8 protein-coding genes and 1 pseudogene are annotated in these 13,610 nt (G+C 72.2%); 3 read left to right on the plus strand and 6 right to left on the minus strand.

Annotation, left to right across the window (positions count from 1 at the left end; all coding sequences use genetic code 11):
* Positions 1-128: 128 nt before the first annotated feature.
* Together ABZ562_RS15160 and ABZ562_RS15165 are read right to left on the minus strand one after the other, a co-directional pair.
* Positions 129-833: a response regulator transcription factor gene (locus tag ABZ562_RS15160; protein ID WP_361478508.1), complete on the minus strand. Its 705-nt coding sequence runs from the start codon at positions 831-833 to the stop codon at positions 129-131.
* Positions 834-877: 44 nt separating this feature from the next.
* Positions 878-2,089 (minus strand): histidine kinase, encoded by a 1,212-nt coding sequence (locus ABZ562_RS15165; RefSeq protein WP_361478511.1) that lies wholly within the window; start codon positions 2,087-2,089, stop codon positions 878-880.
* Between the two features lie 163 nt (positions 2,090-2,252).
* On the opposite strand from ABZ562_RS15165, the gene ABZ562_RS15170 reads away from it, so the two are divergent.
* Positions 2,253-4,748 (plus strand): FtsX-like permease family protein, encoded by a 2,496-nt coding sequence (locus tag ABZ562_RS15170; protein WP_361478514.1) that lies wholly within the window; start codon positions 2,253-2,255, stop codon positions 4,746-4,748.
* A gap of 59 nt (positions 4,749-4,807) precedes the next feature.
* Positions 4,808-6,646 (plus strand): glycoside hydrolase family 15 protein, encoded by a 1,839-nt coding sequence (locus tag ABZ562_RS15175; RefSeq protein ID WP_361478517.1) that lies wholly within the window; start codon positions 4,808-4,810, stop codon positions 6,644-6,646.
* A gap of 26 nt (positions 6,647-6,672) precedes the next feature.
* Here the strand turns inward: ABZ562_RS15175 and ABZ562_RS15180 are convergent, their stop codons facing one another.
* From ABZ562_RS15180 to ABZ562_RS15195, 4 genes and pseudogenes are all read right to left on the minus strand, one after another.
* Positions 6,673-7,428 (minus strand): NPP1 family protein, encoded by a 756-nt coding sequence (locus ABZ562_RS15180; RefSeq protein WP_361478520.1) that lies wholly within the window; start codon positions 7,426-7,428, stop codon positions 6,673-6,675.
* Between the two features lie 84 nt (positions 7,429-7,512).
* Positions 7,513-10,461, minus strand: coding sequence for a SpoIIE family protein phosphatase (locus tag ABZ562_RS15185; RefSeq protein WP_361478523.1), 2,949 nt, complete (start codon positions 10,459-10,461; stop codon positions 7,513-7,515).
* Positions 10,462-10,656: 195 nt separating this feature from the next.
* Positions 10,657-11,195, minus strand: a pseudogene (locus tag ABZ562_RS15190) (GntR family transcriptional regulator).
* Between the two features lie 306 nt (positions 11,196-11,501).
* The gene (locus ABZ562_RS15195; RefSeq protein ID WP_361478525.1) at positions 11,502-11,978 is read right to left on the minus strand and encodes a hypothetical protein; all 477 of its coding nucleotides are present in this window, start codon (positions 11,976-11,978) and stop codon (positions 11,502-11,504) included.
* A gap of 305 nt (positions 11,979-12,283) precedes the next feature.
* Between ABZ562_RS15195 and ABZ562_RS15200 the strand changes: the two genes are divergently transcribed.
* Positions 12,284-13,588 carry an extracellular solute-binding protein gene (locus ABZ562_RS15200; RefSeq protein WP_361478528.1) on the plus strand — a complete coding sequence of 435 codons (1,305 nt, stop codon included), beginning with the start codon at positions 12,284-12,286 and terminating at the stop codon, positions 13,586-13,588.
* Positions 13,589-13,610 lie beyond the last annotated feature (22 nt).

A 13,610-nucleotide genomic window follows, 5' to 3' on the forward strand; every position in this document is an offset into this window, starting at 1 on the left:
GCAACCCGCGTGAGGAGAGCGCAGCGGCGCTGCGTGCGACGAGCGCGGGGCCGCGAGGTGCCGCCCGCCGCGGCAGCGGCTGATGTCACAGCGGCATCGGGAGCCCGGCATGATCCACACGACACCCCCTAGTCCAGGTCGCCCTGGCAGATCCCGTTCTCCCAGGCCCAGGCGGCGATTTCGACACGGTTGCGGGCGGCGAGCTTGCGCTGCACATTGCCGAGGTGGGTCTTGACGGTCGAGAGGGTGACGTAGAGGTCGGCGGCCACCTCCTCGTTGGTGCGGCCACGGGCCACCCGGCGTACGACGTCCAGTTCGCGCTGGGTCAGCGGCTCGATCAGCGCGTCCGGCCCGCCCCCTGGGGTGCGGTCCGGCCGGGCCTCGGAGGGGGCGGGGCCGCGGCGGTGGGGGGCCATCCGCTCGAGGAGGCGGACGGTCACCGAAGGGGAGATCAGCGAGTTGCCCGCCGCCGCGGCCCGCACCGCCTCGGTGAGCAGCCCGGGGGCGCCGTCCTTGAGGAGAAAGCCGCACGCGCCGTCGCGCAGCGCGCGGTAGACGTACTCGTCGAGGTCGAAGGTGGTCGCGATGAGGACGTTCAGCGGGTCGGGGACGCCGGGTCCGGCGAGCAGCCGGGTGGCCTCCAGACCGTCCAGCCGGGGCATGCGGATGTCCAGCAGGCAGACGTCCGGGCGCAGGTCACGGGCCTGCTCGACCGCCTCGGCGCCGTCCGCCGCCTGGGCGACCACCCGCATGTCCGGCTGCGAGTCGATGATCATGCGGAACGCGGCGCGGACCATCTCCTGGTCGTCGGCGAGGAGCACCCGGATCGTCATACCCGACATGATCGCAGGCGTCTGGGCCGTCAACCGGGCAGGGCTCAGGGGGCGTCCAGCGGCAGCACGGCCAGGACGCGCCAGCCGCCGCCGTCCCCCGGCCCCGAGGTGAGACGGCCACCGGCCCGCTCGATCCGCTCGGTCAGGCCGACCAGCCCGTAGCCGCCCCCGTTCCACGCGCCACCGGTCCCCGCGCCACCCGCCTCCGCGCGGGCGGCCGGTGTGCCGCCGCGGCCGTCGTCGGCCACCGACACCTCCAACTCCTCCGGCGTGCCGGGGCGCAGTGTGACCGCCACCTGGACCCGGCCCGCTCCGGCGGCGTGTTTGCGGACGTTGGTCAGGGACTCCTGCACCACGCGGTGGACCGCGGTGGTGATCTCGGGCGGCAGCGGACGGTCGGTGAGCCGTGCGTCGAGGGTCAGTTCGGCGGAGGGGCCCGCCGAGGAGAACTCTGCTGTGAGGTCGCGCAGTCCGGCCAGGCCGCCGGTGGGGCTGGTGGCGGCGGGTGCGGAGGGGTCCCGCAGGCTGGAGACCATGGCGCGCATCGACCCGAGCGCCTGCGATCCGGCCCGCTCGATGTGGGCGAGCATCTGGTCCAGGTCCTCCGGGGACTGGGTGTGACCGGCCGCCGCGGTGAAGCGCGCGGCCTTGGTCTGGGCGACGATCGCGGTGACGTGGTGCGCCACGAAGTCGTGCAACTCCCGTGCGTGTTCGAGTCGTTGAGCCTGGAGGATGGCCTCGCGCCGCCGGGCCCTGAGCGCGTCGTACAGGCGCAGGCACAGCCCCAGCACCGCCATGAACGGCACGAGACCGGCCGCGATGAGGACCATCACGCCGTTGATGTTCTCGCCCCGTTCGGCGATCCGCAGCGGGAGGACGACGGCGGCGAGGGCGGGGGCCGCGGGAAGCAGGAAGGCCATCAGCGGGGAACAGCGCCGCACGACACGGGTGACGAGGCACAGCAGGACGCCCAGCTCGATGAGTCCCGGGGTGTTCTCGGGGCGCCGGGACATCCCGGCTTCCACCAGGGTCAGCCCGCCCGAGAAGACCGTGGCGAGCACGGTGCACCGGACCAGGAGGCGCTGCGGCACCCCCAGGGCGGCCAGGCACAGCGTCCCGGACATCGTCGCCGCCAACGCCACCGCGAGATAGGGGGCGTTCAGCCCCTCCAGGGCGATGAGGACGACCGACACGGCACCGGCCAGGCACAGCTGGACCTGCCGGAGACGGGAAAGGGCCCGGAACTCGGTGATCATGGCAGGTCACGTTACGGCCGTGCCTCCCGTGCCACATCAGCCTTTCGGCCGAGGGCAAGGCGCGGCCCGTCTCGGTCATCCGGTGGATCCGGCGGCCCGCGTCCTCTCGGAAGGATCGGGCCCGCTCGCACCACTCGACACACGCTCTCCTCTAAGGCCGCCGATGCTCCGCACCGCACTGCGCACCCTCCGCTCCCACCGGCTCCGCTTCGCGATGCCCGCCCTGGCCGTCCTGCTCGGGGTGGCGTTCGTGACCGGTTCGCTGCTCTACGGCGACTCGGTGGAGGCGGCCTTCGCCCGGGCGCGGACCGACTCCCCACCCGATGTGTCGGTGACGGTCGCACCGGACTCCCCCGACCACGCCTCCCGGGTCGACGACACCCTGCTGCACGAACTGCGGAAGCTGCCCTCGGCGGCCGCGGTCCGCGGCGTGCTGGAGGGCCGTTCCTTCGTCGCGGGCACCGACGGCGGCCTGGTGGGCGACCTGGCCCGGGCCGTGGGCGTCAACTACGCACCCGACAACCGTGGCGAGGACGCCCGCCATCCGCTCACCGCGGGCCGTGGCCCCCGTACCGCCGGGGAGATCGCCCTGGACCGGCGGACCGCCGAGCGGGCCGGGTACCGGGTGGGCGACCGGGCACGCGTCGTGGTGGGCGGCACGGCCCGAAGCGCCCGGCTGGTCGGGCTCTTCACCGCCCATGACAGCCGACTGCAGGCGGGTGGCACGCTCACCGCCTTCGACACCGCCACCGCCGAGCGGTACTTCGCCCCCGCCCCGGGCAGCTACTCCGCGATCACCCTGCGCGCGGCCCACGGCACCTCGGACGCCCAACTCGCCCGACAGGCACGGACGTTGCTGCCGTCCGGGGTCGAGGCGGCCACCCGGGCGGAGCTGGAGTCCGCGGACGACTCCCTGGGGGACGGCGGCAAGCTCACACAGCTGCTGCTGAGCTTCGCCGGTGTCGCTCTGTTCGTGTCCACCTTCCTGGTCACCAACACCTTCACGATGCTCAGTGCCGCCCGCGCCCGGGAACACGCGCTGCTGCGGGCCGTCGGCGCCACCCGGGGCCATGTGATGCGCAGGGTGCTGACGGAGGCCGCCCTGGTCGGAACGGCCGCCTCGGCCGCCGGATACGCGCTGGGCATCGGCGTCGCGAGGCTGCTGGGCGGCCTGTTCGGCGTCACCGGGGGACCGGCCGCCCCGCCGCGGCTGCTGTCCGCCACGCCCCTGGTCGCGGCGTTCGCGGTCGGCATCGGCGTCACCGTCCTGTCGGCCTGGCTTCCGGCCCGCCGCGCGGCGGGGGTGCCACCGGTGGCGGCGCTGCGCACCGTCGAGCCCTCGACGGCCGCCTCGCTACACCGCCGCACCCGCGTCGGCGTGGCCGTCACGGTGTGCGGCGCGCTGCTGCTGGGCGCCGCCCTCGACGATACGGACGTGCTCTTCGGCGCCGTACCCGTCCTCCTCATCGGCCTGATCGTCCTCACCCCGCTGCTCACCCTGGGCGTCACCGCGCTGCTGCGCGCCCCGCTGACCCGGCTGGCGGGCGTCCGCGGCAAGCTGGCCGTGGAGAACGCCCGCCGCAACCCGCGGCGTACGGCGGCCACCGCGACCACCCTCATGGTCGGGCTCGCGATGGTCACCGCCGTCACGGTGGCCGTGGCCTCGGTGAACCGCATGGACGAGCGGGAGGTCGACCGCTCCATGACCTCGGACCTGCGCATCACGGCCGTCGACTTCGCGGAGGTCGGCGAGGACACCGCCGCGCGGGTGGCACGGCTCGCCGACGCGGAGGCCGTCACCGCCCTCGTGCCCACCTCCTTCGACCTGTCCGGCGACGACTCCCTCCAGGTCACCGCCGTCGACCCCGCGACGGTGGAACGGCTGGCGCCGGTCACCGTCCGGAAGGGTTCGCTGGCCCGTCTCGGCCAGGGCATCGCCGTCACCGAGGAGCTGGCCGCCGACCGCGGCTGGCGGCTCGGCTCCCGCGTCAGCGGCGCCTTCGCCGGCGCGGACGGGCGGACCACGCTGCCCGTCGTCGCGGTCTACGACGGCCCGGACGGGCTGACGCCCGCCCTCGTCGGGGACCGGTCCCTGCCCCGCCCGGCCGGTGCCGAGGACCGGCCGACCATCGAATCGGTGCTGGTCAAGGCCGCCCCCGGCCGTACGGACGCGCTCCGGCGGGAGATCCGGCGCGCCCTGGACAACCCCGCGCTGCTGGTGCGGGACCGCGCCGACGCCCGGGCGGCGGTCACCGCGCGGACGGCCCCGTTCCTCACCATCATGTACGCCATGCTCAGCGTCACCGTGCTGATCGGCGCCCTCGGAGTGGTGAACACCATGGGCATGGCCGTCTTCGAACGGGTCCGGGAGATCGGCATGCTGCGCGCCATCGGCCTGGACCGCCGGGGCATCGCCTCCGTCCTGCGCATCGAGTCGGTGACCATCTCCCTCCTCGGCTCCGCGCTCGGCGTCGCCGTCGGCGGTGTCTTCGGCGCGGCGGCCGTCGCCGGCGAGGGCGTCCCCGTGGTCATCCCGTGGGGCAGGGCGGCCCTGTTCTTCGTCGCGGCCGCCGTGATCGGTGTGCTCGCCTCCCTGTGGCCGGGTCGCCAGGCCGCGCGCGTGCCGATGCTGAAGGCCATCGCCACGGACGCTTCGTAGAGCGTGCGGACGTATCCTGAAATCCGAGGTACCGCGACCGGTGAGCGCGGGAGGTTGCGATGACCGTCGCCCGGAGCCTTCGTCCCCGCAGGGCGGATACACCCCGCTATCTGCCCATCGCGGAGCACGGCCTGATCGGTGATCTGCGGACCGCCGCGCTCGTCGGCACGAACGGCACGATCGACTGGTACTGCCCCACCCGGTTCGACGCGCCCAGCGTCTTCGCCTCCATCCTGGACGCCGACCGCGGCGGCGCGTTCGAGCTGGCCCCGGACGCCCCCGCCCGGACGAAGCAGTTCTACTTCCCCGACACCAACATCCTCATCACCCGCTTCTTCGCCGACGACGGGGTCGCCGAGGTCCAGGACTTCATGCCGGTCGAGGACGACTCCCGGGAGGCCGACCGGCACCGGCTGATCCGCCGGGTGCTGTGCGTGCGCGGTTCGCTGCCCTTCACCGCGCGGGTGGCGCCCCGCTTCGACTACGGGCGGCAGACGCACACGGTGAGCGACCGGCAGGGCCACCTCACGGTCTTCGACTCCCCGGACCTGTCCCTCGCGCTGACCTCCAGCGTCACCGTGGAGACCGACGGCGTCGACGCGGTGTCCTCGTTCAAGCTGGCCGAGGGCGAGGCCGCGGTGTTCGCGCTCGACCGGATCGGCGGCGCGGTGCGGCCACGGTCGTGTCCGCTGGCCGAGGCGGAGCACCTGTTCAACGCCACGGTGCGCTACTGGCGCCGCTGGCTCTCCCAGTCCCGCTACCGCGGCCGCTGGCGGGAGATGGTGCACCGCTCCGCGCTCACCCTCAAGCTCCTCACCTACGCGCCGACCGGCGCCATCGTGGCGGCCCCGACGGCCAGTCTGCCCGAGCAGATCGGCGGGGAGCGCAACTGGGACTACCGCTACGTCTGGATCCGCGACGCCGCGTTCTGCGTCTACGCGCTGCTGCGGCTGGGATTCACCGACGAGGCCGAGGCGTTCGTGCGCTTCCTGTCCGAGGACATCCGGCTCCGGGACGGCCCCGGCGGGCCGCTGCAGATCATGTACGGCATCGACGGGCGCAGCGAACTCACCGAGCAGAACCTCTCCCATCTGGAGGGCCATCTGGGCTCGTCCCCGGTCCGGTCCGGCAACGGGGCCGTCGACCAGCTCCAGCTGGACATCTACGGCGCGCTGGTGGACTCCCTCTACCTCTACGACAAGTGGGGGAAGCCCCTGGCCAGCGACCACTGGGACACCGTGTGCGAGATGGTCGACTGGGTCTGCGAGCACTGGGACCAGCCGGACATGAGCGTCTGGGAGACCCGCGCCGGCCCGCAGTGCTTCCTGTACTCACGGCTGATGTGCTGGGTCGCGATCGAACGGGCGATACGCATCGCCACCCACCGCGGCCTGCCCGCGAACATGCCCCGCTGGTCGCGGACCCGCGACCAGATCTACCGCAGGATCATGCGGCACGGCTGGTCCCCGCGGCGGCACGCGTTCGTGCAGCACGAGGGCGACGACGTACTCGACGCCTCCGTGCTGATGATGCCGCTGGCCAAGTTCATCTCCCCCGCCGACCCCAAGTGGCTGTCCACCCTGGACGCGCTGGGCGAGGAGCTGGTGTCCGATTCGCTGGTCTACCGCTATGACCCCCAGGCCAGCCCGGACGGGCTGCGCGGCGAGGAGGGCACCTTCTCGATCTGCTCGTTCTGGTACGTCGAGGCGCTGTCCCGGGCCGGACGGCTGGACGAGGCGCGGCTCGCGTTCGAGAAGATGCTGACGTACGCCAACCACTGCGGGCTGTACGCGGAGGAGATCGGCCGCACCGGTGAGCAGATCGGCAACTTCCCGCAGGCGTTCACCCATCTGGCGCTCATCAGCGCCGCGTTCAATCTCGACCGTGCCCTGGGCTGACCCGGGGGCGGTCAGGCGCGTGGTGGTCAGGCGCCCGGGTCGAAGGGGATGCCCGACGGCTTGGCCTTCTGGAGGTGGGCGGCGAAGTTGCCGTCCTTCAGGCCGAAGTTGGCGCTGCCGAAATCGGCCTGGCTCAGCTTGTCGCGCAGGCCCGCGGGATAGCCGTTCCAGCCGACCAGGGTGGGGAACTGCCAGGTGTGGTGGTCGTTCTCGGGCGGTTCGTCGCCCGTGTTCGCGGGGCGGAACGCGTGCGTGCTCAGCCCGTCCTTGTGGTAGACGACCTTCGGGTGGTTTCCGTCCCACCGGATCTTGTCGCGGCTGTAGGTGGTGAACCCGCCGTGGGCGGAGGTGGAGACGTACTGGGCCTGGTTGTTCTGCACCCACACCACGACGTGTTCCCAGTCGTGGCGGTGTCCGCCGATCGACGCCTGGTCCTTCTCGAAGTAGAGGCCGTACATGACGGCGCACCATCCGTTGTCGCACTTCGAGCGTGCGTATCCGTTGGTGTTGTCGAGGTCCGGGGCGTCGTGGCACTGCCCGCTCGGTGACCCGGACGGGTTGAGCCCGCCGTTCAGCGTCCCGTCGGGGCCGATGGCGGGGGTGGGGTAGCAGCCGTCGGTGTCGTAGTCGTAGGCGGGCTGGAACGTCGTCTCCAGCGCGTCCGCGTTGCCCGGCAGGGCCTTCGGCGGGTCCGCGAGAGCGCTTCCGGGTAAGGCGACGACCAAGGCGATGGCGCTGCCGAAGACGAACGAGACCTTGCGGATGCGCGAGCTTCCGGGCACTGCGTCCTCCTGGTTGACCTCGTACCACGCGGGCGAGAATGTCAACCAGGAGACTACGTCAACTGCCCATCGCGCAGGGCGTGTTCAGGATCGCTGGGGTGGGATGGGCTGTTCCGTCCAGATGCACTTGCCGTCGGCGGTGTAGCGCGTCCCCCAGCGCTGGGAGAGCGCCGCGACCAGTTGCAGGCCGCGTCCTCCCTCGTCCATCTCGGCGGCCCGGCGGATCCGGGGTGTCGTGGCGCTGCCGTCCGAGACCTCGCAGATGAGCGACCGGCCGCGGAGCAGGCGCAGGTGGACGGGTCCCTTCGCATGCCTCACGACGTTGCCGACCAGCTCGCTGGCGAGGAGTTCGGTGGTCATGACCAGCTCGTCGAGATGCCACTCCCGCAGCCGGCCGCGGACGTGGTCGCGCGCGAGGGAGGCCGCCACCGGCTCGTCGGGGAGCCGCCAGACGGCGATGTTCTCGGGGGCGGTGCGGTGCAGCCGGGCGACGAGCACGGCGGTGTCGTCCGCGGTCAGCTGCTGGGCGGGCAGCATGGTGTCGATGAGGGTGTCGCAGAGGCGGTCGAGCCGCCTGCGGTCCTCGCGGTGGTTCTCGCCGGGTCCGCGGGCCGGGGGCGGACGGCCGGGTACGGCGAGGCGGTGGCCGAGGTCGGTGGCGAACACCCGGGAGCACTCGGCGATACCCACGTCGATGTCGCGGGTGGCCGACTCGACCAGGCCATCGGTGTACAGCACCAGCAGGCTGTGCCCCGGCAGCCGCAGTTCGGCGGTGGTGAACGGGGGGTCGGCGGCGCCCAGGGGCGGGTCGGGCTCGATGTCCAGGCACTCCACGGTTCCGTCCGGGCGCACCAGGAGCGGCGGGGGATGTCCGGCGCGCGCCATGGAGCAGACCCCGGAGGCCGGGTCGTAGACGGCGTACAGGCAGGTGGCGAAGGAGTCGTCGCCGAGGTCGCCGACGATGTCGTTGAGGTGGGCGAGGACCTCCTCGGGCGGCAGCTCCAGGTTGGCCAGTGTGTGCACGGCGGTGCGCAGGCGTCCCATGGTGGCGGCCTCGGCCAGCCCGTGGCCCATCACATCGCCGATGACGAGCGCCACCCGCTCCGCGGACAGCGGGATGATGTCGTACCAGTCGCCGCCGACCTCCGTGCCACTGCTGGCCGGCAGATACCGTACGGCCGCGGTGACGGCGGACGGCGTGGGCAGGTCCTGGGGCAGCAGACCGCGCTGCAGCGCCTGGGCGCGGGCGTGCTCGGCGTCGTAGAGGCGGGCCCGGGCCAGGGCGTGGGCGACCATGCCGCTGAGGGTGGCCAGCAAGGTGCGCTCGTCGTCGGAGAAGCGGTGGGGCTCGGCGAAGGCGACGACGCACACGCCGTTCGGCTCGCCGGAGGCGATCAGGGGCAGCAGGGCCCAGGCGTTCTTCTCCGCGAGGGCCGGATAGCCGGCGAGACCGGGCGCCAGCTCGACGTACTCCTCGGCCGAGGAGATGAAGCGGGGCTGGCGCGAGGCGAGCACATCGTGGAGCAGCGGGTGGCTGTCGGCCGCCGCGATCCCGTCGATCTTGTGCAGGAACGCCTGCGGATACCCCGCGGCCCCGACGACGTGCAGCCGCTCGCCCTCCAGCACCTGGGTCAGCAGGCCCGAGGCGGCGAACGGGGACAGCATGTGGGTGGCGGCCACGCGGACGACGTCGTCGGTGGTCACCGCCTCGGCGAGCGCGCTCGTCAGCCCGCGGATCCTGGCCGCCTGCTCGGCGGCGGACCGTTCGGCCGCCTCGCGCCGCGCGGCCCGGTTGCGGGTGTCGGTGACGTCGGTGAGGTAGGCCGTCAGCCCGTCGGGCCCCGGGACCAGCCGTATGTGGTACCAGCGGCCGTCGGTGGGCCACCGGAGGTCGAATCCGGCCGGTGTGCCGTCGAGCGCGGCGTGCCGGCAGCGGGCCTCCAGACCGGGGACCAGGCCAGCGGGACCGTCCCACAGCGGCCCGCCCAGCACGTCCACGGACGGGCCGACGAGGCGCTCGGCCTCGACGTTGAGGAAGGTGATCCGCCACTCCCGGTTCACCGCCAGGAACGCGTCGCTCATGAAGCGCAGCGCCTGCCCCACGGACTCCCGCGCGATACGGCTCTCGGTGGTGTCCCACACCCGGCCGATCATGCGGATGGGTTCTCCGCGCCCGTCGAGCACCAGATGGGCGCGGCTCTGGACCCAGCCGGTGGTGCCGTCGGGACGGCACACGCGGTACTCGGCCTCGTACACACCGTGCCCGTGCAGCGCCTCCTGCGTGGCGGCCATGACCCGCGGCACGTCCTCGGGGTGGATGAGGCCGACCCAGCTTTCGATGCGTTGTTCGTAGTCCTCCGGTATGCCCAGGAGGGTGAGCCCCGCCGCGTCCCAGACCATCTCGCCCGTACGGATGTCCCACTCCCAGGAACCGACCGTGGCCGCCACCAGCGCCTGACGGACCCCGGAGGCGACCGGCTGCTGCTGCCACCAGGGGTGGGCCCGGCCCGCCACGGGGGAGAAAGCCGAAAGACGCCCGGAGGCCCAGCGGGCCATCCTCACCAGGAATCCGCGCTGCTCGGCGGTGGGCGCGCCGGGCCCGGTGAACACGGACAGCGCGCCGACGGGGGCGCCCTCGGCGAAGAGGGGGACGGCCGCCACCATGGTCGCCCGGGGAAGCCTCCCGTACGCGTACGGCCGGGCACTCCCGGTATCCGGACCGTGGCCGTCGAGGGCGGGCATCCAGACGAACGCGGCATCCTGTACGGCCCGGGCGGGGGCGAGCGCCGGGTCGCCCTCCCGGATCTCCTCCCAGTCCCGGAGGACGGACCGGGGCAGCCCGCCGGCCAGCACCAGGCGCAGCTCATGGCTGCCCGCGGGCCCGCACGACCAGTGCACCGCTCCCGCGATGCCGCCCAGCTCGGAGACCGCCTGCGTCAGGGCGTACTCCATCACCTCGCGGTCCGTGAGCTGCGCGCCGACCGCCGAGAGCAAGGGAAGCCGCTCGTCGCACCAGGTATGCGCGCGACCCACCGGATCCATTGACATATCGGGATATACCCTAAGGTGCGTTCGCGGCACGATCGAGGGTCATGCGGCGCCCTGTCGAATTCTTAGCGCCCGGTCGGCCATGCCGAACGCCCCGGCCGGACGTGTCGCAGAGCGGACCGGTCGCCTGGTACCGCGCCCTGACGGCCGTCACCGTGTTTCCCATCGGCGCGCGACGCGTCATTCACGCAACGCGTCGATCACGCCCTCGAGGTGGGTGCGGACGGCCGCCTCGGCCGCCTGCGGGTCCCTGGACCTGATCGCTTCGATCATGGCCAGATGCTCGCTCAGGGACCGCTGGGGGCGCCGCGGCCGCAGAGCGAGCTGGAAACGGTGGCGCACCAGCTGTGCGTTGAGCCGTTCCAGCAGTTCCACGGTCACCTGCCGACCGGAGATCTCCCTGATCCGGGCGTGCAGTTCTTGGCCACGCACAGCCCTTCGAGGACCATGCGGCATTCGGTGATGGCCACCCCCTCCTCGACGGACACCACCCGCACCCGCGATCCGCGGTTGCGGATCCGTTCCACCAGCCCTTCCGACGCCAGATCGATCAGGGCCGCGCGGATGCTGGCCCGGGTCACGCCGAACTGCTCGGCGAGTTCGTTCTCCACCAGCCGCTGGGCGGGTGCCATCTCGCCGCACAGAATCGCCTGCCTCAGCTGGGTCAGCGCGTGCTGCTGGGCCGGTTCTCCGGTGCCTGGACGGGCTTCCTTCGGCATCGCGCTCTCCCTGAGTGAGTGCGCGTCGCAGGTAATCCAGGTCAACAAGATTGACACCGATTTTGTTGGCCATATCGCCGACAGGGGTCACCACATCGCTCCGACTATGCTGATCACGCGCTGATGCGCGCGACGCAGCAGGCCACCTCGGTGGCGGGAAGGTGGGACGTGTCCAAGCCTGTGCGTGCGGCTCTCGGGGACCGATGGATCACGTGCATGTTCTGCGAGGGGAGCTTCTTCCGCGACCGCGAGGTGAAGCTCAACAGCTCGGGGGCGAGGTCTGACGCCCGCCGCCCGGTGCGGTGTTCAGACCGGGTGGATGGCCAGCTTGAACTCGGCGAGCACCAGCCTCGCCGGGGAGCTGCCGTTGTGAGAGACCATCAGCGCCAGCGGTGTCCGCGGATGGACGAACATCTCGTGGTGCTTGGTGAAGCACTGCATACCGTGGCTCGGGGGCCGGTGGTCGGTGGCGGTCGAGTCCGCGCCCGTCGACAGCCCGAGCGGATCCCGTACGAACCGGTCCCGTAATTCGCCGTATCCCCCGGCCTCCCACTGGATCATCGCCGTCAGCGCACCCCACCCGTCGGCCGCGGGCCATATCAGCCCCGCGCGGTCATCGGTACGCCAGTTCTTGATCGTGTAGCCGTCGGGCTGGGCCACCTGATGCATGCCCAGGGCGTCATAGGACTCGGCGGTGCCGAAGGGGAACCGCACCACGCGATACCCGCCGGGCGGGATCACCTGCGGCTCAGCGACGATCAACGAACAGATCTGCACGGCCACGACGCCTCCAGCGGGTCGGCCGGGGCGAGCCCCGGGATGTGCGGGGTGATCCTGAAGCGTGGGGTCAGTCTGCGTCGGCGCGTGCCGCCTGTCCAATGAACCCCGCCGCACGGACCGATGAGCGGATGTTCCGAGGTGTATCAGGTCTTTACAACGATGTAAGCGGGTGATGGCATACCCCTGCCCGCCGAACCGCTCTTCCCCGCACCGGAGTTGACCATGTCTCGACCCGCCACATCGCCGCTCGATATCCCGAACAACGTTCTACTGCCCGAATGCCCGCACCCGTCCGGCGAGGAGCGACGATGACCGGTCTCACCCGGCGCGGCCTGCTGAGAGGAGCGGTGTACGGCGCGGGCGCGGCCGCCACCGGGTCCGCGCTCGGCGGCTGCGGTTCGATCGCCGGGAGCGTGACGAGCGGGGACGAGATCCGTTACTGGAACTTGTTCACCGGCCCCGACGGCGGGCTGATGAAGGACATGACGCGCAGCGTCGAGAAGCGCGTACCGGGTCTCAAGGTCAGGACGACGGTGCTGGAGTGGGGCCCGCCGTACTACACCAAGCTCGCGATGGCCTCGGCCGGCGGCCGCTCACCGGATGTGGCCGTCCTGCACCTCGCCCGGCTGGTGGGCTACGCCCCCGGCGGTCTGCTCGACCCCTGGGACATGGGCCTGCTGGCCGAGTTCGGCCTGAAGCGGGACGACCTCAACCAGACGCTCGTCAAGCGGAGCCTGTACCAGGGCACTCCGTACGCCATCCCGCTGGACACCCACCCGTTCGTCGTCTTCTACGACCGGGACGTGCTGGACAAGGCGGGGCTGCTCACGAGCGAGGGGCGGCTGGTGCCCTTCGAATCGCCCCAGCACGCCCTGGAGCTGATGGACAAGCTCCGCCGGTCCGGCGGCAAGCTCGGGCCCGTCTTCGGCCATGCCAACGACCCGGCGATGAGCTGGCGGATGTTCTGGTCGCTGTACAGCCAGACCGGCGCCACCTTCGACCTCTCGGGCGAGCGGGCGGAGATCGACGAGGACACCGCCGTGGAGGTGGTGGGCTTCATGGCCGAACTGGCGCGTGACAGCCGCACGATGGACGTCCAGACGGCGATCGCCGCCTTCGCGGGCGGCCGGTCGCCGATGATCTTCTCCGGCGAGTGGGACATGGCCACCTACCGGACCACCCTGAAGGACAGGCTGGGCGGCGCGCCCCTCCCCACCTTCTACGACCGTCCGGCGGGCGCGGCCGACAGCCACGCACTGGTGCTGCCGCACCAGGACAACCCGGACCCGGAGCGCCGGCGGCGCACCCACCAGTTCGTGGCGGAGCTGGTCCGGTCCGGGCTGACGTGGGCGACGGCCGGCCATATCCCGGCGTACCTCCCGGCGGTCTCGTCCGCCGGGTACGCCAAGCTGCGGCCGCAGTCCGAGTACGCGGACGCCGCGAAGCAGCTCGCGCTCGACCCGCCCGTGTGGTTCGCGGGCTCCGGCTCGGACTTCCAGACGCGGATGTCCCAGGCCCTCGACCCCGCGATCGGCGGCTCCTCCGCTGCAAAGGCGGTACGCACGATGGTCTCCCAGATCAACACCCTGCTGGCCCAGCCGAATCCGGCCTGATGGCGACGGCACCGCAACGGAA

Source organism: Streptomyces sp. NPDC019937 (genome assembly GCF_040631655.1).
GTDB lineage: Bacteria > Actinomycetota > Actinomycetes > Streptomycetales > Streptomycetaceae > Streptomyces.

Coding starts and splice junctions, on each gene's coding strand:
- ABZ562_RS15160 (WP_361478508.1), bottom strand. CDS start 833: ATGACGATCCGGGTGCTCCTCGCCGACGACCAGGAGATGGTCCGCGCC.
- ABZ562_RS15165 (WP_361478511.1), bottom strand. CDS start 2,089: ATGATCACCGAGTTCCGGGCCCTTTCCCGTCTCCGGCAGGTCCAGCTG.
- ABZ562_RS15200 (WP_361478528.1), top strand. CDS start 12,284: ATGACCGGTCTCACCCGGCGCGGCCTGCTGAGAGGAGCGGTGTACGGC.
- ABZ562_RS15175 (WP_361478517.1), top strand. CDS start 4,808: ATGACCGTCGCCCGGAGCCTTCGTCCCCGCAGGGCGGATACACCCCGC.
- ABZ562_RS15170 (WP_361478514.1), top strand. CDS start 2,253: ATGCTCCGCACCGCACTGCGCACCCTCCGCTCCCACCGGCTCCGCTTC.